The organism is Bacteroides reticulotermitis JCM 10512 (assembly GCF_000517545.1).
In the GTDB taxonomy this organism is placed as follows: domain Bacteria; phylum Bacteroidota; class Bacteroidia; order Bacteroidales; family Bacteroidaceae; genus Bacteroides; species Bacteroides reticulotermitis.
The window spans coordinates 68,600-89,578 of record NZ_BAIV01000021.1 but is presented as its reverse complement, the minus strand read 5'-3'; the positions used below and the strand labels follow the sequence as shown (position 1 = coordinate 89,578).

17 protein-coding genes and 4 pseudogenes are annotated in these 20,979 nt (G+C 40.3%); 9 read left to right on the top strand and 12 right to left on the bottom strand.

All coding sequences use genetic code 11. The features are described from left to right. Nucleotides 1-6 precede the first annotated feature (6 nt). The 9 genes and pseudogenes from JCM10512_RS13275 to JCM10512_RS13240 all read right to left on the bottom strand — a co-directional run. Nucleotides 7-228 carry a PRTRC system protein C gene (locus JCM10512_RS13275; RefSeq protein ID WP_044163741.1) on the bottom strand — a complete coding sequence of 74 codons (222 nt, stop codon included), beginning with the start codon at nucleotides 226-228 and terminating at the stop codon, nucleotides 7-9. Nucleotides 229-249: 21 nt separating this feature from the next. Continuing rightward, a complete protein-coding gene (locus JCM10512_RS13270) occupies nucleotides 250-1,311 on the bottom strand; it encodes a PRTRC system protein E (RefSeq protein WP_044163739.1) in 1,062 nt (353 codons plus the stop codon). A 19-nt stretch (nucleotides 1,312-1,330) separates the two neighbouring features. Then, on the bottom strand, nucleotides 1,331-1,540 hold the full coding sequence (locus JCM10512_RS22045; protein ID WP_081741307.1) for a hypothetical protein: 210 nt from the start codon (nucleotides 1,538-1,540) through the stop codon (nucleotides 1,331-1,333). A 17-nt stretch (nucleotides 1,541-1,557) separates the two neighbouring features. Next, nucleotides 1,558-1,770, bottom strand: coding sequence for a hypothetical protein (locus JCM10512_RS13265; RefSeq protein WP_044163738.1), 213 nt, complete (start codon nucleotides 1,768-1,770; stop codon nucleotides 1,558-1,560). Nucleotides 1,771-2,058: 288 nt separating this feature from the next. Then, nucleotides 2,059-3,822 (bottom strand): DNA topoisomerase, encoded by a 1,764-nt coding sequence (locus JCM10512_RS13260; protein WP_044163783.1) that lies wholly within the window; start codon nucleotides 3,820-3,822, stop codon nucleotides 2,059-2,061. Between the two features lie 100 nt (nucleotides 3,823-3,922). Then, a complete protein-coding gene (locus JCM10512_RS13255; protein ID WP_044163736.1) occupies nucleotides 3,923-4,198 on the bottom strand; it encodes a DUF4099 domain-containing protein in 276 nt (91 codons plus the stop codon). Nucleotides 4,199-4,233: 35 nt separating this feature from the next. After that, nucleotides 4,234-5,997, bottom strand: coding sequence for a DUF3945 domain-containing protein (locus tag JCM10512_RS13250; RefSeq protein WP_044163734.1), 1,764 nt, complete (start codon nucleotides 5,995-5,997; stop codon nucleotides 4,234-4,236). A gap of 344 nt (nucleotides 5,998-6,341) precedes the next feature. After that, nucleotides 6,342-7,112 (bottom strand): NmrA family NAD(P)-binding protein, encoded by a 771-nt coding sequence (locus JCM10512_RS13245; RefSeq protein WP_052517210.1) that lies wholly within the window; start codon nucleotides 7,110-7,112, stop codon nucleotides 6,342-6,344. 141 nt (nucleotides 7,113-7,253) lie between these two features. Then, nucleotides 7,254-7,799 (bottom strand): annotated as a pseudogene (locus JCM10512_RS13240) (FMN-dependent NADH-azoreductase); the annotation flags it as partial. Between the two features lie 275 nt (nucleotides 7,800-8,074). On the opposite strand from JCM10512_RS13240, the gene JCM10512_RS13235 reads away from it, so the two are divergent. The 7 genes and pseudogenes from JCM10512_RS13235 to JCM10512_RS13215 all read left to right on the top strand — a co-directional run bounded on the left by JCM10512_RS13235 (nucleotide 8,075) and on the right by JCM10512_RS13215 (nucleotide 12,923). Beyond that, complete coding sequence (locus JCM10512_RS13235; RefSeq protein WP_044163732.1) at nucleotides 8,075-8,410, top strand: winged helix-turn-helix transcriptional regulator; 336 nt, start codon at nucleotides 8,075-8,077, stop codon at nucleotides 8,408-8,410. Between the two features lie 643 nt (nucleotides 8,411-9,053). Further along, the gene (locus JCM10512_RS24640) at nucleotides 9,054-9,605 is read left to right on the top strand and encodes an aldo/keto reductase (RefSeq protein ID WP_262482609.1); all 552 of its coding nucleotides are present in this window, start codon (nucleotides 9,054-9,056) and stop codon (nucleotides 9,603-9,605) included. Then, nucleotides 9,511-10,032, top strand: a complete 522-nt coding sequence (locus JCM10512_RS24635) for an aldo/keto reductase (protein ID WP_162832129.1) — start codon at nucleotides 9,511-9,513, stop codon at nucleotides 10,030-10,032. The genes JCM10512_RS24640 and JCM10512_RS24635 overlap by 95 nt, the downstream gene beginning before the upstream one ends. A 42-nt stretch (nucleotides 10,033-10,074) precedes the next feature. Beyond that, on the top strand, nucleotides 10,075-10,845 hold the full coding sequence (locus tag JCM10512_RS13225; RefSeq protein WP_200869103.1) for an NmrA family NAD(P)-binding protein: 771 nt from the start codon (nucleotides 10,075-10,077) through the stop codon (nucleotides 10,843-10,845). Nucleotides 10,846-11,100: 255 nt separating this feature from the next. After that, nucleotides 11,101-11,463: a YybH family protein gene (locus JCM10512_RS13220; protein ID WP_044163730.1), complete on the top strand. Its 363-nt coding sequence runs from the start codon at nucleotides 11,101-11,103 to the stop codon at nucleotides 11,461-11,463. A 125-nt stretch (nucleotides 11,464-11,588) separates the two neighbouring features. After that, nucleotides 11,589-11,756: pseudogene (locus JCM10512_RS22785) on the top strand (hypothetical protein); the annotation flags it as partial. A gap of 252 nt (nucleotides 11,757-12,008) precedes the next feature. Then, nucleotides 12,009-12,923, top strand: a complete 915-nt coding sequence (locus JCM10512_RS13215; RefSeq protein ID WP_044163728.1) for a helix-turn-helix domain-containing protein — start codon at nucleotides 12,009-12,011, stop codon at nucleotides 12,921-12,923. A gap of 151 nt (nucleotides 12,924-13,074) precedes the next feature. On the opposite strand, the pseudogene JCM10512_RS24630 reads toward JCM10512_RS13215, so the two are convergent. Both JCM10512_RS24630 and JCM10512_RS25110 read right to left on the bottom strand, forming a co-directional pair. Continuing rightward, a pseudogene (locus JCM10512_RS24630) lies at nucleotides 13,075-13,242 on the bottom strand (Arm DNA-binding domain-containing protein); the annotation flags it as partial. After that, nucleotides 13,239-13,436, bottom strand: a pseudogene (locus JCM10512_RS25110) (site-specific integrase); the annotation flags it as partial. The pseudogenes JCM10512_RS24630 and JCM10512_RS25110, both read right to left, overlap by 4 nt. Nucleotides 13,437-13,982: 546 nt before the next feature. Here JCM10512_RS25110 and JCM10512_RS13210 point away from each other — a divergent pair. Then, entirely contained in the window at nucleotides 13,983-15,605 is a 1,623-nt protein-coding gene (locus JCM10512_RS13210; protein ID WP_244437198.1) for a glycoside hydrolase family 28 protein, read from the top strand. Nucleotides 15,606-15,784: 179 nt separating this feature from the next. Here JCM10512_RS13210 and JCM10512_RS24060 read toward each other — a convergent pair whose 3' ends face one another. Next, a complete protein-coding gene (locus JCM10512_RS24060; protein WP_052517208.1) occupies nucleotides 15,785-16,231 on the bottom strand; it encodes a hypothetical protein in 447 nt (148 codons plus the stop codon). Between the two features lie 408 nt (nucleotides 16,232-16,639). Here JCM10512_RS24060 and JCM10512_RS13200 point away from each other — a divergent pair, with 408 nt between their 5' ends. After that, nucleotides 16,640-20,893, top strand: a complete 4,254-nt coding sequence (locus JCM10512_RS13200) for a hybrid sensor histidine kinase/response regulator transcription factor (RefSeq protein WP_044163726.1) — start codon at nucleotides 16,640-16,642, stop codon at nucleotides 20,891-20,893. Nucleotides 20,894-20,979: the final 86 nt, after the last annotated feature.

Genomic DNA, 20,979 nt, shown 5'->3' with positions numbered 1-20,979 from the left:
ACGTGTCTATCCTTTCGTTCCGATGGTGGTCTTGAACCAGTATACCACCCGGTCTTCTTCACATTCCGGTCCTTGCAGGGTGGCTGTGGTCAGCTCCGGGTAGGTTATGGAATAGAGGTCCATCACTTCCGTCAGCGACAGGTTGCTGTCCGGGTCGTCCAATGTCAGGGTGGCGTTGCCTTTCTTCATTTTGAAGACTCTTTTGAGTCCTTTGATTTCGAGTGCCATATTATTTCTTGTTTTTGAGGTTTAGCAATATGCGGGTTTCGTTTGCGCTTCATCTTTCCTTCGGTATTCTTCGGGGAAGTCGATGTATTCTGAATACGGGTCTTCACGGAGGCGTTCCCTGTCGCTTTCATCGTCTTTGTCAAAACAGAGCGGATCGGGGGATTGCGGTTGGGAATGATATTCTCTTGCTGTACTTCCGGGTGCAGCTGGCATGGCAGGCGTATGCGGTTGTTGCGGTATAGGTTGGGGGTGCTGCCATTGCTGCATTGGTTGGGGCTGTCCTCCGGGTTGAGTGATATACACTTGCTGCCCTGCCGGTTGCTGATAATACCCTCCATATGTTGGTTGCGGTTGTACTGCACCGGATTGATATATTTGTGGAGCCGGTTGGGTTCGTACCATTTGCGGTTGAGGTAGCGGTTGGGATGTAGATTGATACATCGGTTGCAGTGCCGTCTGTTGTTCCGGTTGTGGGGTGAACATCTGCATTTGCCTTCCGGCCTGTTGTCCGTTTGGAGTATTGCTTACGGGAGGCTGTTGTTGCGTGTGCCGTGCTTGTGGAACTGTTTCTGCAAATAGGCTGCCTTCCGTTGCTTTCTTTTGAACTTCCTGCATCAGGATGTCTATTTCCTTCTGCTTGTCCGGTGTTACCAGTGCCCTTGCCTGCTTCAGCCACATGGTCGCTTCCTGATATCGGCCCGCTGCAGCGGTTTCATTCGATTTTTTAATCAGTTTCTCCATCTTTTTCTGTTTCTCACGGGCTTCTTTTCCTTCCTTGTCTTCTACGGATTTGGCCGCCTTGCTCTGTGCAGTGGCTTGCTGCACCTGCTTCTCAAAGGTTTCAAGGTTAATGAGTATCCCCTGTGCCTTCTGCAACGGAGTGGTGATAGCCTGCAGGAATTGGTCGTCCATTTCCACGGCGGTACCATTCAGTACCAGCGGCACGATAAACTGTCCGGCTTCATCTTTCACGCCGGTACGTCTTGGCATGACTACTACGGACAGCTTGGTGTCCGTTCTTCTGATATTGATGCTCAGGTCTGTGCCTGTCGCCAACATTTGATAAATTGATTGAAAAAACATACTGGTTAAGTTTTAAATGTTATACATAAGTTTCCATGAGATAGGCTTTCATGATTTCGCTTCTGTCCGGTTGTTGGGAGATATAACGAAGCGGTGCGAGATAGTATCCGATGTTTCTGGGCTCGTCCACCGTATTGGGGAACCGTCTTCTGACGGGTTTGATGGTGTGTTTTCGCGGCCATACGGCTGGCATGGCCGGAGCCGATGGAGTGAATGTACTTGTTCTCATGTTTTTTGTTTGAAGGTTTATACTAACATTCCGATGACAATCAGAATGAAGAGAATTGTCATGAAGGTTGATATTATCTGTATAAGGAAACGGATGATACCTCCTGCAACAAACAGGAGGAAGATGGTATGGACCGGAACGATACCCTTGAGGCATAGCAGGAATATTCCTGTGGTTATCAACAGTGTGACTGCTGACTTGCAGATGTTTGCGATGAATTGCAGTTTCATATTCTTATTGTTTTTATAGGTGGATAACTATCCCGTCGGGATCTGTTTTCCCGATTTTATAGGCCTCCGGTTTTTGGATTGCCCTTTTGTGTCAAGGCTTGGAAAAGAAAATACCGCAGCGTAGCGAGGATGATTTTCTTTTAACCAACCAGCCGTAGGGCCGCCTTGACACAAATAAGGGGCAATCCGATATCTTTGCCGTTTAAAAGTGGAAAAACAGATTCTAGGGGAATAAAAATGCAGACCTTCCGACCTGCATTTCTCATATTGGTGTAAATATAGAGGCATCTATTCTTTTGCATATCTCTGAAAGATCTCATCCGTTATTTCACCGGTAAGCTCCCGTACTCCACCCAGGAACACTTCCTGCGAAAGTTTTCCCTGCTCTATCAAAGCCAACTGCGCTTCCCAACCGGATGTCAGTGTGGCATCGGTTATTTTCATGCCGCGTGTCGTCTCATATACAAAAAGCCCCTTGCGTGTGGGGATGATGTACCTGCCTGAATAGCGGATGTATTTGCGGTTTATCAGGGTTTGCAGGATGTTCGTGCGGGTAGCTGCGGTTCCCAGTCCGGCGGTGTCCATGTACGCCATCAGTTCCGCGTCGGTATAGGCCGAAACGGGCAGGTCTCTTTTGTGGACAAGGTTGCATCCGGCCATCGTTACCGTTTCTCCGTCCGGGAGTTCCGGTAACGGGGCGGACTGGTATTCGCTTCCGGCAATGACGCTTTCTCGCCCGAACAGGCTGAACCATCCTTTTTCAATGATACGGTAAGCCCGGCATTGAAACCTGCGGGCGGCGCAGATGGCATCCACCGTGGTGTATTCCACTTTACAGGCAGGCATGAGGGCCTCCAGCATCCGCCCGGCAATCAGTAGGTAAAGCATCATTTCATCGGGACTGAGTCCTTGAGGCTGAGTATCGGTCACGATAATGGCGTGATGTTCCGCTGCCTGGTCCGGGTCGATTACTCTCTTTGAAAGGTTAGCTGCATTGATTCCCATTGCCTTTGCATACGGGTGGAACTCTTTTCGGTTCAGTAGCTTTTCCATGATGGAGGGCAGGGTGCGGTAGACGTCTTTGGACAGGAAACGGCTGGAGGTACGCGGATAGGAAATCAGCTTCTTTTCATAGAGTCGTTGGGCGATGTCGAACGACTGTCCAGCAGTCATACCGTGATACGTGTTGGCGTCTTTCTGAAGTTCAGTCAGGTTGTAAAGTTCGGGGGGCTGTATCTCACGCGGTTGCCTGTCGGTGGCGGTGATGCGTGCATGTCCAGTGAGTTTGCAGTCCTCATAGAGTTGTACGGCTCTTCGGCGGTCGGTGAACTCTTCTGTGCAGCGCATCCTGAACAGGATGTTGTCTTTGTACAAACTGATAAAGACAGGCCATGTGTCCGTGGCGATGTGGTTCTCCCGCTCGCGATAGCGGCTGCTGATGGCTGCCAGCACGGGTGTCTGTACCCGTCCGAGGGAATTGTTCCCCATGCCGGTGGCCCGGCAGAGGGCGTAGCTCGCATTCTGTCCCAAGAGCCAATCGGCTTTTCCCAGGCTGTCGCCGGCAAGGTAGAGGTGGTCGAAAAGGCTGCCCGACCTTAGATTGTCCATACCGTTCAATACGGTTTTGTCTGTAAGCGATGAAATCCATAAACGGTAATACGGCTGCTTGCATTCCAGATATTGGTACAGGTAGCGGAACAGCATTTCGCCTTCGCGATTGGCATCGGTGGCCGAAACGATGCGGTCGCATGCGGCGAATACCTTCTCTATGACTTTTAGCTGGAGTACGGCGTTGATGTCCGGCACCCATCCCGTATCGGTCTTTATGTGCCTCACCATCAGCCGGAAGGGAGTGGGAGCCAGCGGGAAGTCTTCCCGTTTCAACTGCCCGACTCCGTAATCCTTCGGCATGGCCAATGAAATCATGTTGCCGAAAGTCCATGTTACCATATAGCCGTTTCCACTCATGTATCCGTTCTCCCTTCTGTGTGCACCCAGGATTCTTGCTATCTCTTTTCCCGTGTCCGGTTTATCTGTCACTATTGCGATCATAATCATTTCTTCTTTTTGTGTTTCCCGCATCCATACCATGTCATAGTAAGATGCGGGAAACGCTGTTATACATCTTTTCTTCTACCGTTCAACCGGAGAGTCATTCATCTTCCTTATTTTCCAATTCGTGACCGATACCGTCGATTTCCATTACAGGTTTCCCCTCCGGTCCTTCCACTATTCTGAGCGTGGCATCCATCGTAATGTAAAGCAGGGGAGTACGGAGCTTCAGAGGGAGTGCTTCCGATTCTTCCCCTTGCAGGAGCAGTTCCATGTTTCCGCTTTCTTCCAGCATCTGCCTGCTGATACCGGTTGCTTCCAGTCCTTTCCAGTCAAGGTCTCCCACCCTGAATACATGATTCGTTTTCTGATTCATCTTTTCTTTCAAATGAATGGTTAATGATTCTATTCTCACACAGCCTGCTTGCTGCTTCTCTTCTGTTCTTGCTGCGAGGTCTGGTTGTTGTCCGCCTGTGCCGCACGCCGGGATGTGTCTCGGCGTATGTCCGGGTTATCCTGGAAATACTGCAATTGTCCCGAATTGGCATTGACTTTCAGATAGGAACCGAATGCCTTGTTGTTCGCGCCTTTCAGATCTGAAACGAGGATTGTTTTTCCATCCTGCAGGTTTGCACGTTCCTGTGCCGAGAATACGTGTCCGTACACTTCTGCTGGAACCACCGGAGCCTGACGTTCGTTGAAGCCGTCCGGTGTACGGGAGTATTGCGGCCGGCCAGTATCCATATCGAGCTTGACAAAGGCGGAGAACTCTTCCCCCTTACGGCTGATCATATTTTCAAGGAATACGGGTTGCCCTTTGCGCAGGGCTTCCTTGTCTTCGGGAGTGAGTTGCACGTTGCAGATTTCTTTAGGAATGTAGATTTCGCCATTCTCCGGATTGTGGCGCGTATATTGCGGACGTCCGGTCACACTGTCCAATGTGACGAAAGCCGAGAATAGTTCTCCGTTATTGCGCTTCATGTCCTCCACAAGAATGGTTTTCCCTTCGCTTAGCATTTTGATCTGGTTGGGTGACAGTGGCACGCCTCCCAGTGTCTGCTGGTTGAAAGTCTGGTCTTTTGGGAAAATAAACTCCACTCCGCGGCGTTCCGCGCTGTATTGCAGGGTGGCATTGAATTCCTTTCCTTTGGCAGAGGTCATGCCGTCCACGAACACGGATTGTCCTTGTTTAAGTGCATTTATTTCGTCCTGCGTCAGCGTGATGCCTTTCACTTCATTGGGAATGTATACGTTCTCCTGCCGTACGGCAACCAGTTCATTGGTGTTTTTGTCAATGGAGACCAGGCAGGGGACGTAGGTCCCTCCACCCAGGTTCAGTTCCGCCGTGCGTCCCATATTTCCTGTTTCACGCAGGTTCTTCTTGTCTTCTTCCGTAAAGATATGTCCGAAGTAAGGCCTTTCCAGCTCCGGTTCTTTGCGTATGCCGTGTATGCCCAGACCGATCTGCCCGTCAGGTTGGTTGATGAAGGACAGCCTTGCGTCCAGCCTGACGGTGGCGCATCCCAGCGAGAGATGCAGTGGTACCAGTTTATTTGTCTTGTACCCTTTTAGCATGGAATCCAATAATCCCTGCTGCTCGAGCGATGATTTTGACACTCCCATCTTTTCCAGAGCGTCCCAGTTCACCATGTTTTCATTGTAGCGGTAGCGCGGAGCCTGCTGTTCTTGCGGTTGCGCTTGTTCTTGTTTTTTTGCCATTGTTTCCGTTTCTTTTTCGTTTTTGCTTTGTTCCTTGTTTTCCCTCGGTCGGATTTCGTAGTGCTTGAGGAATTCTTTCACTACGTCCGTTTTTTTTCCTGCCGACAGATCCTTGATCGCCTGCTTGTTACGCTTATAGTCATGGATCGTCAGGCGGAGCAGCCGGATATGTGTCGGCTCCTTGAACTGGCTCCAGAAATTTTTGATGAAGTTTTCGAGGATGCTGGAGTTCTTGTCGAACTTCAGGAAGGAATTCTCATTCTTTTCATCTGCCGGAACCGTCTTTGCTTTTCCCTTTTCGTCAATCCCGCTGATGGCTTGTACGCCGGCTTTCGGGTCTTCCTTGTTATGAATGAAAAGCAGTTCACTGATTTGTTCCACGGGAGGATTTTGCAGCTTTTTCTGCGGTATCCTTTTCCGCTTGGTTTTTTCATTAATGCGTTGTTCCTGTGCCATAATTCATCACTTTTTTGAGGTTAATGGATCCTTTAACCCTACAAATGTAGAAGCTTGTGATGAATAAGGTGCTGATTATCAAAAAGCTGACGTCACGTGTCGTTAGATGTCATCAGATGTCCATACGAAAGGAAAGCAAGAGCAGAAATGGGCAAAATAGGTAGAAGCAAAAATGTAAGTAACAGAATATATCAGGAGGGAGATAAAACAAAGAAACTGAACTTTGCAGAACAGAAAGAGATGAAACTTCTGCCTTTTTATGTGAAAAAACACAATAAAAAGGTATATATAAAAATCGCAATACTTCAATTCTTATAGCTGAATATAAGATTAAGTTATAGTGGTTATATTTTATATATGCTCTTTAAAACACTCCTTAAGGCAGTAGACTTTCTACCTAATAAATTCTCCAGATCATTTGTTGCAATTTCGTATTGTCTGTTTTTTATGTTGGCAATAAATCCTGCGGTTACGGTGGCTCCTGTTTCGGGGACACCGAGTTGTTTCAACGTATCGATAAAACGTTCGGTATTAATGTCCTTATAGCCAATCGTTTTTCCGGACAGTTTCGACAGAATATTTGCAATATTTCCAAAAGAAAACAACCCACTTCCTGTCAGATGATAGGTCTTATTTTCATGCCCATTTTGCAAAAGCACATTTGCTGTAGCCTCTCCCAGCTCTTTGCGAAGCGCAAAAGGAGCTTTGCCACTACTCGCCGGAAGGTGTATGCCCGATTTGAAAATTTTGTCACCGGTAAAGAACGGCAAAGTATCAGCATATAATGTATTGCGTAAGAAAGGATATGTCAATCCATTCTGCCTGATATATTCTTCTGTCGAGAACTGGTCTGCTATAAAAGATTTTATGGCAGATTCTGATGCATCCTTTAGAGCCACGCCTGTATATGCGATGTGTTTCACTCCGGCAACCTTGGCGGCATCTACTACATTTTTGTGTTGCTGCAACCTGTTCTGGTCAAGTCCTGAAATGAGTAATACCTTATCGATGCCTGCGACTGCTTTACCGAGAGAAGGGATGTCGTCGAAACTACCGATTCTTACCTCAATTCCTTTTTCCTGCAATGCGCAAGCTTTGTTGATGTCTCTGGCCAAGGCAACGATCTGCTCGGCTTTTACTATGTTGCAGTAAATGGTTTATCACGATCGAACCTAAATGCGCGGTGGGTCCTGTAATCAAAATTTCACTCATAACTCTTTTTTCTTAATAATGTTTATATGTACTTGTCTTTTTATTTAAATCTGTTCGTTCGCTATTTCTACCGTTTTATTCAAAGCATTTTTTTTTATACCTGATATACACAAATCTTCTACCCTGAAAGTTGTGACGTCGGTGATGCCTATCAAATCCAGCGCGGCTCTTAAATACGGTTCGGTAAAATCAAGGGGACTTCTCAGTTGGTCGTCCGAAAATATACTTCCCGTTGCGATTGCCAGATAGGCTTTCTTTCCTTTGACAAGACCTTCGGGCCCTTTCTCTGTGTAGCGGAATGTGCGTCCAGCGCGTGTAACATTGTCGATCCACGTCTTCAAGGTCGATGGAATACCCAGATTGTACATAGGTACGCCGATAACGATAATATCAGCCGCAAATAATTTGTCAAGCGTTTCTTCGGCAAGTTGGTATATTGTTGCCAATTCAGCCGAATGCTCTCCTTGCGGCGTGGTAAACGATTTGATATGCCTTAAACCGAAATGTGGTAAGGGATCTTGAACCAAATCGCACTTCTTTACGGATATGTCTGGATGATTTACACGAATCTTTTCGACAATCACGTTGCTTAGTTGGGTACTGAACTATTCTTTACCAGAAAGGCTGCTTGTGAGGTGTAATACTTTTGTTTTTTTTGTATTTAATTATTTATAATAGATATTCTGAATGAATATTTGATGTCGTCGCTTCCGGCAGATAGCAGCAAGCAGGGGTAATACTCCAAATGTTAATTCTTTCTCTGGGTGCCGTTTATTGATGCAAATATATATACTTTTACTATACAATAGTAACTACTATACTCGGATATATTACTATACTAAAGTATAGCGCTAAAACACTCATTATGAATAATGCATTGACAGAACTGCTAAAAATAAAACAATGTCCCGCAACATTTGTGCTGGCAGTGAATGATACACTGAATGTCCTCAATGGCAAATGGAAACTGCCTATCATAGTTTCGTTACACTTCGGCAAGAAACGATTCAAAACTTTCGAACGCGATATCCCGAAGATTCCCCCGAGCATGCTATCAAAGGAACTGAGAGACCTGGATGCTAACGGTGTTGTGTCCCGTAAAGTCTACGATACTATTCACGTAATGATAGAATATGAGCTGACTGAGTCGGGGAAGTCACTAGATAAGGTGCTGGAAGTTATGATTGAATGTTGGTTATAACGCCGGAAAAATGTTTTCTCGGAGTAATGTTAATTTAAGATTATTATAACCCAATAATCCAGAACATAAGTACTATATCTTCATTTTGCTGTAAAAAATCTCTTAGTAGTTTCAGTATAATAGCTTACGAGTTAGTATTCTTAGATATTTAAACAGAAGGTGTATTCCTGATTTTTAACTTCGAAAGCAATATACGATATCATTACTACATCGGTTGTCACAATCCTTGTAGAGGGTGATTCAGTACTGGTCAGCATTGTAAGAGAATTATCCTCCCGATGACTGTGTAAAAAAATACAACTGTATGGTTTGCCTTTTCAGTGTTGATAATGGTGAATAATGGAACATTGGTATTGTGCCGAATAAATGAGTATATAAAAGAATATCGGCAAAAAACAATGCCTATCATTTGGATACAACATTCCCCGATTCAGATACTTTTATTAGAAATAATATGCTGAATTTTGCACATTGACATTTATAATATAGACTTATGAGCAAAATCGTGCGGCGGGCGATATAGTCCTTACCGAAGATGATTTGAACCGATTAGAGAGTATCATTTCATTAGGAATGGTAGCTGTGGGCAAGGTATACGGAATATGGAATGAAAAGAATTAATTTATAATAAAAAATGTAAAAAATGAAACAGTTAAAAACAACAGGAAGTAATGTTCAACTTGGTATTTCGCAATTGGGATTGGGAGCAATGCGGATGGCTCCGGATAGAGAAGGAGCCATATCCGCTATTCATGCCGCATTGGATAACGGAGTCAATTTTCTTAATACAGGCGATTTCTATTCCTCCGGAATTAGTGAAACCATCGTTGGCGAAGCATTGAAAGGGCGCAAGCGGGAAGATGCTTTTGTCTCAGTAAAATTTGGTGCCCTGCAAACAATAGAAAGCGGGATGTCGGGTTTTGATGTCCGCCCTGAAGGGGTGGAAAATTACCTTGCTTATTCGCTGAAAAGATTAGGGCTTGATTATATAGACTTGTACCAACCTGCCGCATCAATCCGCATATTCCGGTGGAGGAAACCATTGGCGCCATTTCCCGTCTTGTTGAAAAGGCTATGTAAGAACCATCGGTGTTTCCGAAGTGGATGCCGACACCTTGCGCAGAGCAAATGCCACGCATCCCATCAGCTTGGTAGAAGTAGCTTATTCTTTAATGAACAGGCATATAGAGGATGAACTTATCCCGACTGCAAGAGGGTTGGGTGTTGGAATCGTAGGGTTCGGTGTGCTTCTTTCGGGTGTTTTGGGTGGAAGTGCCACTGAACAGAAAATTTCCGTACTTAGCCACTTTGTTCCGCCTTCAGCATTCGAGAACCTGAATCAGAATTTTTCTCTTACCGATAAGTTACAGCAAATAGCAGACGAGAAAGAGGCCACTTTAGCACAACTTGCTATTGCGTGGGTATTGGCTCAAGGCGAAGATATAATGGCATTGGTAGGGTCAAGAACAGAAAGTCAGTTTAAGGATTCCTTGAAAGCGACTGACATCCGGTTGAGTAAGGATGATTTGGATAGAATCGAAAGTATTATACCCAAAGCAAACGCATTGATTACTTATATGCCTCCTGTTAATATAGATAAAAACGGGTTGTTTAAAAGATAAATATTGAGTTAATAACGTTTGATATAGAAAACAGATTAATTTATGAAGATTATAGTAACAGGTTCATTAGGACCAATCAGCAGACCTCTGACACAACTGTTAGTGCAGCAAGGCCAATCGGTAACAGTAATAAGTAGCAATGCCAGTAAACAAAAAGCAATTGAGGATTTAGGCGCCAATGCTGCCATCGGTTCACTCAAGGATGTCGCTTTCCTCACAAATATCTTTACGGGATCCGACGCTATCTATTTGATGGAGCCAACGGTGAATTTTTCCGATACTACTATAGATATCTACGAGCACTATCGCCAATTTGCAAGAGTCTATGTACAAGCGATTCGGCAATCATGCGTAAAAAGAATAGTACACCTGAGCAGCATAGGAGGACATACCGAAAATGGAAATGGCATGCTTAAATTCCACCATTACGTAGAGCAGATACTAAAAGAACTTCCTGCAGAGGTTGCTATTACCACCTTACGCCCCGTATCCTTTTACAGCAACATCCTTGCATTCGTCCCCATGGCTAAATCACAGAATGCCATTATAACGGACTATAAATCGCTGCATAAAGAGCCTTGGGCCTCGCCTTTGGATATTGCCGATGTGATTGCCGAAGAAATCGTCAAACCGTTTGAAGGTCGAAGGGTTCGTTATATAGCAAGTGATGAAGTAACATCTGACGAACTTGTTGTAGCACTGAGTGAAGCCATCGGAAAGCCTGACTTGAAGTGGGTAACTGTTCCTGCCGAAGTTCTGCAGAAAAGATTTATAGAGTTGGGTATGAATCCGCAAGGGGTAGAAGGCTCATAGCTTTGAACGCTGCTAAGCAAGCCGGAACACTGTATGAGGATTATTATCAGCATCGTCCTGTATTGGGAAAAGTGAAAATTAAGGATTTTGCGAAGGATTTTGCGAAATTGTATAATCAGCAATAACGAATCATTAAGTTCGCAAAGCTATTTATTTGTACTTCCAAGTTGCGATCACGGTTGGTTACAACTCTGGAATGAAACATTAAATACATTATTTTACTTCAGTGCAAGACCCCATAAATAATTGAATAAGATGAAAAAAGCATATAAACCGGATGAAGTAGCGGATTTATTTTTGGAGTATTTTAACTCGAAAGACATAGAGGGGCTTGCATCCATCTACGAAGAAGATGCAGTTGTCGTAACAGGCGAAAACAACATTCTTGCCCGCGGAAAAGAGGAGATAAAAACATACTTTAAACACCTCATGGAACATGGTCCAAGGTTTGAAAATGTAAAGCATAGTCTGCCGATTGTAAATGGAGATATTGCATTGACTTCGACAAAGCTACCGAACGGATTTGTAACAGCCGAAGTTGGGAGAAAACAGTCTGATGGAAGCTGGTTGTGGTACATCGACCAACCGATGATTGTAATTACAGAAACAAAGGATTGATAGGAGGGGAATAATGGCAAAAGGTTATAAAAATGAAGAATAGAATATTCATCGGTGTTGTGTTGGGATTGAGTTGTTTGCTTTCTACTTCCGCTCTGTCGTAAACCAACGACACCAAGGATAAAGAAGATAAGAATATGAATGTAAAGGAACTTTTTGATACATTTGTAAAAGATGGGAATGCTGCTTTTGAACTTTATGGTGGTGGGAAAATTGTTGAAATACAGGGGTATGTAACCTATGTGAGGCCGGACGCATATGCTCTGCCATCAATAGAAATTTCGGATAAATAAGGAGCCAATACTCTCGCTCTCTGTGTCCTTCCTATGCTTGATTATCTGAAATTGCGGAAATATTTGAAAGGTGATCAATTGGTTATTAAAGGCAAGCCTCGTGTATTTTGGACAGAACGAAACCAAGTTGTAATCAAAGAATGTAAGGTTTTGAAAAGCTTATAAAATCAACCCTTTGATTGCAACAGAAATAAATAATCGAGTGTTATGGGATTATTATCAACACCATCCCCCGTATAGAGAGATATAAAAATGAAAAATAAAGGTACATACATCATCAAATCCATATCGGAATATCATTCCTATATGGGTTTAAGAAAACCAAAACATCCATTGGTGAGTGTGTTTGATTTTAGTGAGATAGCATTTGATGGGATAGAAAATGAGCTCAAAATCTCATGTGATTTTTATGTTATTGCCTTGAAGAAAAATTTTGATGGAAAAATAAAATATGGACAGCGATACTATGATTTTGACAGTGGACTGATGACATTCTTTGCGCCCAGACAAACGTTCTCGATAGAAGTGGGTAGTTCGAGAAAACTTGAAGGGTGGATGTTGATTATCCATCCAGATTTTATTCAAAATTTCCCCTTAGCAAAGCGGATAAAGGAGTACGGATATTTTTCTTATGCCATCAACGAAGCATTACACCTTTCTGACAGAGAAGAAATCGTTGTTTCGGCATTAATACAAAATATGCAAGAAGAGATTGAATCAATGATAGACAACTACACGCAGGATGTTGCTGTGGCACATATTGATTTGCTGTTGAATTATTGCAATCGTTTTTACAATCGTCAATTTATTACACGAAAAAAAGTCTCTAACGATATACTTCTACAATTTGAGGATTTATTGACTATTTACTACCAAAATGACAATCTTAGTACATCGGGATTGCCAACGGTTCAATACTTTGCCGAAAAACTAATTGTTTCGCCTCACTACTTGAACGATATGCTGAAGAAGCTGACAGGACAGACCACTCAACAACATATCCAGAATCAACTTATTGAAAAAGCCAAAGAGCTTTTATCTGCGACAAATTTATCGGTAAGTGAAATCGCTTATCAGTTGGGGTTCGAATTTCCGCAATCGTTCAATAAATTTTTTAAAAATAAAACGAATGTCACACCATTGAAGTTTAGACAGTCGTTTAACTGACCGACCGAAGTTCTAAAACATAATTTACTTCTAAAACTATATTTTTGAATAGTTCTGCACTGCTAACGCTTTATTCTTTAAGTGCCTCTTCATATGTTTGTTCGATACATTCCCGAAATTTATCCAATTAATGATTGAATGCTCCGTCTCATACTTTTCCTTTCTTGCTGTCCCAAGCGTTCGGTTTACAATAGATACCTGTTTTAAGAACAGTATATTTATTATCAACCGTGATACGGCACAGAATAGGAGTTGTGCCATCGGATTTTATTTTACTGCGGTTGATGTAGAATAATATTTTAAATGTACTTCGTCTTATAGGGTGAATACTAAATCTTGTGTTGTCTCAATATACTTATCCATATCCTCAAAGGTTTCTTTGGAGTCATAAGGACATAGATTTGTGTTGTTTCATATCGCTGTGACCGAGCATTTTGATACAGTTTTGATGAATACACCTGCTTCGAGCGTAATCAGGCTGGCAAAGAAATGACGACTTAGGCGGTTTGTTAATCAATGTGATTATTTGCGACAATACCCTAAATATAGTTGCTTGATTTATAATAGCTGAAGTCTTAAACTTAGACAAGGAATACAGCGCTTCCATATATAATACGTTATATTCGCAAATTTGTAAAGAATAAGTTGTGGTCATTGTGATAGAATGATAGTATTTTTGAATGAAATTCAAGATCGTGTTGCAGCATGATTAGGGTGTAAATTAACGTAACTATGAAGCTAGTACTAAAAGAAAAAAGTCTTGTGATTACTAAGCAAATGAATATTAGCAGTATTCAAGTGCATTTATCTTAAAGTCAACTTGAAATAAAATTTATAGTAGTTTTCTCAGTAAATGGATTAATTAAAATCACCACCATCTCCTAATCTGATATACTGCCTAATGATTTTGAATTGTAAAATAGTTCGATTGCTTGTAATATTATCCAAATGCTTATTCTCGTAGCATTTGGATAATATTGCTATTGGCAGGCATTATTTTGCTCTATATTTGTTTTTTTAGAAAATAAATTTTCGCCTAATCTATTTATTATTATTATTATGACAAGCAATGGAAAACTTTTATCAAAAGAGAAGCTTAAGTATAGAATACTATTTTTTATGTTATTTATATGCTTATTATCCTCGTCTGCAATGCTGTTGAAGGCGCAAGAGAAAACAATTCCTTCCATCAATACGGTGGGATCTAAGGCAATGCCTTCCTGTATCACCCCTTACGAAAAAAATCCTTTTAACATGCCGCAGTTATATTATCCTGTGTTTCCTGAGAATTCAGTAAATATCAGGGATAAAGGCGCGATGGAAAACAAGCCTATTACTGTACTCGTCAATCAGTTAATATCGGTGATTAGTAAAAAAGGAGGAGGGAAATTAATTATACCTAAGGGTAAATGGGTCTCTGGTCGTATTGTACTGAAAAGCAATGTTAATCTATACTTAGAAGCTGGTTCAGAAATTGAATTCTCCGATAATCCAACTGATTATCTTCCAAGCGTATTTACAACACATGAAGGAATCGAAATAATGGGAGCTGGTGCATTTATTTACGCCTGTGGTGAAAATAATATTGCGATAACCGGAAAAGGACATATTTATGGCCCTGCGATGGATACACCTATGCGGAAAATATCGAATAGTGTAGCTTTGATAGAAAATCGTTTTCCGAAAAAGATTGGAGAAAGAATTTTTGATGGAATGGAGGGCAGGCATTTTTTTGCCCCCAAAGTTATTTCACCCATAAATTGTAATAATGTTTTAATTGAAGGGATTACGATAGAGCGATGTTTATTCTGGAATATTAACCCTACGTATTGTGAAAATGTAATCATTCGTGGCGTTACCGTAAATTCGAAAGGTATACCAAGCGGTGATGGGATCGATATTACCTGCTGCAAGAATGTTCTAGTTGAGTATTGCACAATGAATTGCGGAGATGACTGCTATGCATTAAAAGGCGGAAGAAATGGAGATGGAATGCGTGTCGGTAGGCCAACCGAGAACGTGATTATCAGACATTGCTTAGCAATGGATGGACATGGCGGAATTACTACCGGAAGTGAGACAGCTGGAGGAATCCGTAATGTATACTCTAATGGATGTATGTTTGATGGGACACAAATTGGTATCCGTTTCAAAACACGCAGGCCACGTAGCGGGGTCACTGAAAAATTATATTATGAAAATTTTAAAATGACAAATGTTCGGGATGCCTTTACATGGGATCTATTGGGGAGTAAACAATTTATGGGAGAACTGGCCGATCGACTTCCATTACGACCTATTACAGAATTAACTCCAGAGGTTAAGGATATTCATATTAAAGATTTTGTTATTGAATCTGCAAAACGGCTGATTATGGCTAATGGCATTCCCGAACTGCCGTTTAATCATGTTGTCATCGAATCAGGGACTATAAATACCAAAGAACTCATTCCTGTAATGAATGATTTTATTAATTTTACTATGCGCAATCTCTCTATAAAGACAGATCACAACGTGATTAATATTATTGATGGACAAAACTTATTGTTAGACAATATTGGGTTTATTATTCCTAAAAACAAATTATACATAAATGTTCAAGGTGAAAAAGTGAAAAATATTAAAGTAAGAAATATCCAGCCTGATATAGAGATTAAAGTTAAGAAAGATAACAATATGTAGTATATACATTCACTTCTTTTAATAGAAAATATTTCTACCCGTGGTGTATTTATTAATTTACTAGAATCAGTATTTGAAAAATTAGATAAACAAAGCGATAGCAATTTTATCCATCTTGTGTACTATAAGTCCGAATATTGATCTGACTTTATGCGCTCTTTGAATCTTTGTACGTTCATTTAACCAATTGAAGAATTTTCTATGGGTTGTCTGACTTTAAAAACAGCAGTAGAAAATAAAACATTATATACTTTGTTCATTTGTTTTTCTTGTTCAGGCTGTCCTTTGATTGCTTTAACAGGAATAAGCATTTGAATATTCTGCGTTCGCTTTCGGTTAGCTATCGTATTACCCCAGTTCTGTTTAAATATAGTCAAATTATAATCATCAGCAGGAGTGCAGGTTATGGATTCTGGAAAAGGAATTCTCCTTTTTCGTCTGAATGCCAAAGCATGAAACTTTAAACCATAGTAATATTGATTCTCAGTTGAACAATATTCTTTAGAGATGATTTCTTTAGCAACCTTTGCTACTCTGTTTTGTCCTGCACAAGTGATCGCAGGCATAGAATCAACCAGCGATGCGTCAAAATCACAATCATCTGGTATGAATGAACAATTTATCAATCTCTAGGATATTACCTGAAAACATTCATTCAAGCAGTTTAACCTTAAGTTAAATGTTTGATACGAGGCAATGAAGGAGACTAGGAAGATGGAGCATCGTTGTTACTGTACCGTTGACAGTAATATTTTAGCCCTGAATTGTATAAATCACAGATATACATATAAATTCTTATTTGTTTAATCGCTCCCTGAATCATTGTTAAGGGAGCATGTAGTAATATTTCTTTGATTTAATGATTCTCAATTGATTGAGCAAATATTCGGCACTCTTATTTTATTGATAATTAATATTGTAACTAAATTAATCAGCGAATGGTTTCAACTACTGATTCGCATAATTTAGATAATTCTATAGATCATTTACTGATGATTCTTGCTATATTTGTATAAATCGTAATTTTTAACGCCATGACAGCACGTATCTTCTATCTTATTTTCTTGTTTCTATTTTGTATTATAGAAAAACCTTTGACAGCTGCTTCTATAGATGTTTCAGCTACATTTATCACAATGAATAATGGACTTTGCAATAACACTGTTAGATACTTGTTTCAGGATAGTAAAGGGTTTATCTGGTTGGGCACTCTGAATGGATTAAACCTGTATGACGGATATTCTTTTAAAACCTTTATGCCGGAAACAGGTGATAAAATCTCATTAGCAGATAATCGGATTGAAGAAATTTCGGAGGATAAGAATGGCTTCCTTTGGATATACACTAGTCTTGAAGTCTTCTGTTGTTATGATTTAAAAAAAGGTTGTTTTGTTGATTACACAGGTTGTGGAGAATATCATGATACCTATCGTAAAAAAATGACTGCTTCCAATGGAGATATCTGGCTCTCACATCATCAGAACGGGTGTAGAAGAATAAGATTCGATGGTGCCCAATTCACATCTATGATATTTAAGGTTGAAAAAGGAAATCTTCCTTCTAATAAAGTTACGTCTGTTATTGAAGATAATTTGGGCATCATCTGGATTTGTACACAAGCCGGTATCGTGAAAGTCACAAAACAAAAATCAGAGGTTATAATGAAAGGTTTATCTTTTGTAACAGCTATATCTCATAAAAATCAATGCTTTTTTCTAACAAACCAAGGAGATGTTTATAGTTATAATTCTGATTTTAATACATTCAGTTTAATAAGAAAATTACCAGTAAATCAGAATGATTTTGCTTTTACTGGTAGCTTTAAACAGGATAATGATTGGGTTATTCTGTCATCTCAGGGAAGCTTTACTTTCGATTTAGAACAGGCACAATTGAAAGCAAATACCATAATAGATATAAAGAATGGGCAATGCCAATTTGATAATCGGGGAAACTGCTGGTTGTATAATGGTTCGGGGAATATATATTATATTAATCCGGTTACTCGTAAGGCTAAAGAACTGCGATTGGTACCCCAGAAATTAGTAAAATCAATTGCTTATGAATACTACCATATCATACATGACATACGGGGAGTTATTTGGATATCTACTTATGGGAATGGTCTCTATGCTTATGATCCTATAACGGAGAAACTTACCCATTTTACCTATCAAACTAAAGGGACTAATAAGATTAGTTCAAACTATCTTTCTCATGTAATGGAAGACCAGCTAGGTAATATCTGGGTTGCAGCGGAACATGGAGGTGTTTCTGTTCTGTCTATTCTCAATGAAGGTGTTTCTCGAGTATTCCCTGAATCTGAAACACTTGTAGATCGTTCAAATGTAATTCGAATGATTACTCGCATGAAAAATGGTGAAATATGGATTACCAACCGCAATGGTGCTTTGTATCAATATGACAACGTGTTGAACTTAATTAGAAAAAGAGAGTTTTTCCCCTATAGTATATTTGCGGCTATGGAAGATATGAATAAAAATATTTGGATTGGAAGCCGCGGTGGAGGGCTGTATGTCAACAACGACTTATACACGAAAGAATCTGGTACAAATCCTATAGGCAATAATAATATCTTTGATATTTTCAATGACATAAAAGGACGTGTATGGGTAGGAACTTTCGGCGCTGGGTTAGCGTTAGCTACTCCTCAAGGGAAAAAATATAGTTTTAAACACTTCTTTCAGAGGAACTATGGTGAAAGCCGGGTTCGGAAATTGGTAGATGATAGAAATGGTTGGATATGGATGGCTACAAACAATGGTGTCTATGTTTTTCATCCTGATTCCCTGATTCAAAACAGTGACAATTATTATTTATATAATTCCAATAATAAAAAACTACGTAGCAATGAAATTCACTCAGTGTACTGTGACTGTAAAGGCAATATATGGATTGGAGCGGCTGGTATGGGCGTCTATGTTTGTCATCCTACAGGGAATTATGAAGACTTATCATTTAAGCACTATGATACAAGTGACGGTTTAATTAATAATATAGTTCAGGCAATTATAGAAGATAAGGACGGTAAAATGTGGTTTAGTACGGAATATGGTATTTCCCGTTTCAATACACAAACAAAGGTTTTTGAAAACTTTTTCTTTTCGGCTAACGCGCTAGGCAATTATTACTCGGAGAATTGTGCCGCTATAACATCTGATGGCTATTTATTATTTGGTACAGATCATGGTTTCGTGGTTATTAATCCACAAAAGGTTATGCCTCAGCATACTATTTCTAAGATTGTTTTCACAGGATTGAAGATTGACGGAGTATCCATGGACGCAAACGATCAGAACTCCCCACTAAGTAAAGCACTGAGTTATACAGATGCCATTGAATTGAAACACAACCAAAATTCTTTGATCATAGAGTTTTCTACTTTTGACTTCTCTTTTGTAAATAAAACAAGGTACACTTATAAGTTGGAAAATTTTGATAAAGATTGGAGCATGCTTTCTACTTTAAACTTTGCGGCTTATAAAAAAATACCTCCTGGTCATTATCGACTGCATGTTAGAGCCTGTAATACATCGGGAGAGTGGGCGGATAATGAAGGCGTATTGGATATAATAATATCACCACCATTCTGGAAAACATCTTGGGCTATTGTTTTATACATACTGTTTTCATGTTTAGTATTATATGTGACATTTAAACTTATTAATAATTTCGGCACGTTGCGTAATCGCATCCGGCTCGAAAAACAATTGACCGAATATAAACTTGTCTTTTTCACAAATATTGCTCATGAGTTCAGAAATCCTTTGACACTGATCCGGGGGGGCGTTGAAAAAATATCACAAAATAATGATTTGCCTGAGACTGTAATGCAGTCAATGAATACGATCTACAATAGTACCAAAAGGTTATTGCGCCTTATTGATCAACTTTTGATGTTTCGTATGATGCAACACAATAAGTTAAGACTTGCGGTTGCCGAAATTGACGTGATAAGTTTTGCAGAAAAAACCTTTCAGATGTTTTATGACGTTGCTCAATCGAAGAGCATTCTATGTCGCTTTATTCCTTTTGCAAAGTCTTATTTAATGTTTTTAGATAAAAGTTTTTTAGATAAAATATTATATAATTTATTGTCTAATGCGCTTAAATATACTCCATTGGATGGCAGCATAACACTCTTGATATCATTGGACGAAGAGAAAAAGCAGCTTGCTATTCAGGTTGCCGATACGGGAATAGGTATCCCTGAAGAAAAAAGAAAAGAACTCTTCCATCGTTTTGCTCATATTAATTCTGCAGGTAATAGTTTTGGTATAGGATTACACCTTACTCATGAACTTGTTATGACGCATCATGGAGACATAAAGTACGAACCCAATCAGGAACAAGGTTCTATATTCACTGTTATCCTGCCCATAGATAAAAATGTCTACCAGGCTGATGATTTTGCGGACACATCAACCACAATCATTAAAGAAGAATCGGGAATGAAACTTGATTATAAAAAAGTTATGCCCGGTATTCCGTTGAACAGCATTAAGCTATTGATAATAGATGATGATGAAGACTTTCGGGAATATATCCGGAATATAATGAGCAATTACTTTATAACGAAGACGGCTACTGATGGAAAGTCGGGTATCTCTTTGGTACAAGAATTTGAACCGGACATTATTCTGTGTGATGTTCTCATGCCGAATATGACTGGATATGAAGTGGTGAAGCAATTGAAGAAGGATAAAACAACCAGTCATATTCCTGTAATACTGCTTACATCGCTTACGGAGGATGAAGATAAAATGAAGGGTTTTGAATCTGGAGCAGATGATTTTATTACTAAACCATTTGGTATAAAGATGTTGTTAACTCGTATTATGAATATAATTCAGCAACGCATGGAACTCAAAGAGCTGTTTGCCAAAGAAACCATGGGACCGACCAAAGAGTTCCTTTTATCAAATAATAAGGATAAGAGATTTGTAGACCGTATGAATTCTATCATTGAACATAATATGGGAGATGCATCGTTTGATATGGATACTTTTGCAACTAGTATGGGATATAAACGTACCATGTTTTATCAAAAAGTAAAAGATATAACAGGTATTACACCTAATGAATATTTGCGTAATGCACGTTTAAAGAAAGCCGGAGAGCTATTGCTTGGTGATGATAGAGTTAGCGTTTCCGAAGTCTGCTTCCTAGTCGGATTTACAGAACCGTCTTATTTCAGTAAAAGTTTTAAAGCGTATTATGGTATACCACCTACGCAATTTCACCAACGAGGCGATGGAACGAAATAAGCCCTAGCTATTAACGCCTCGTCGCTTGTAATATTATCCAGTTACATATAAAATCATCCAAGTTGCTCATAGCTAAGTAATTGGAT

Coding starts and splice junctions, on each gene's coding strand:
- JCM10512_RS13275 (WP_044163741.1), bottom strand. CDS start 228: ATGGCACTCGAAATCAAAGGACTCAAAAGAGTCTTCAAAATGAAGAAA.
- JCM10512_RS13270 (WP_044163739.1), bottom strand. CDS start 1,311: ATGTTTTTTCAATCAATTTATCAAATGTTGGCGACAGGCACAGACCTG.
- JCM10512_RS22045 (WP_081741307.1), bottom strand. CDS start 1,540: ATGAGAACAAGTACATTCACTCCATCGGCTCCGGCCATGCCAGCCGTA.
- JCM10512_RS13265 (WP_044163738.1), bottom strand. CDS start 1,770: ATGAAACTGCAATTCATCGCAAACATCTGCAAGTCAGCAGTCACACTG.
- JCM10512_RS13260 (WP_044163783.1), bottom strand. CDS start 3,822: ATGATCGCAATAGTGACAGATAAACCGGACACGGGAAAAGAGATAGCA.
- JCM10512_RS13255 (WP_044163736.1), bottom strand. CDS start 4,198: ATGAATCAGAAAACGAATCATGTATTCAGGGTGGGAGACCTTGACTGG.
- JCM10512_RS13250 (WP_044163734.1), bottom strand. CDS start 5,997: ATGGCACAGGAACAACGCATTAATGAAAAAACCAAGCGGAAAAGGATA.
- JCM10512_RS13235 (WP_044163732.1), top strand. CDS start 8,075: ATGAATAATGCATTGACAGAACTGCTAAAAATAAAACAATGTCCCGCA.
- JCM10512_RS24640 (WP_262482609.1), top strand. CDS start 9,054: ATGAAACAGTTAAAAACAACAGGAAGTAATGTTCAACTTGGTATTTCG.
- JCM10512_RS13225 (WP_200869103.1), top strand. CDS start 10,075: ATGAAGATTATAGTAACAGGTTCATTAGGACCAATCAGCAGACCTCTG.
- JCM10512_RS13220 (WP_044163730.1), top strand. CDS start 11,101: ATGAAAAAAGCATATAAACCGGATGAAGTAGCGGATTTATTTTTGGAG.
- JCM10512_RS13215 (WP_044163728.1), top strand. CDS start 12,009: ATGAAAAATAAAGGTACATACATCATCAAATCCATATCGGAATATCAT.
- JCM10512_RS13210 (WP_244437198.1), top strand. CDS start 13,983: ATGACAAGCAATGGAAAACTTTTATCAAAAGAGAAGCTTAAGTATAGA.
- JCM10512_RS13200 (WP_044163726.1), top strand. CDS start 16,640: ATGACAGCACGTATCTTCTATCTTATTTTCTTGTTTCTATTTTGTATT.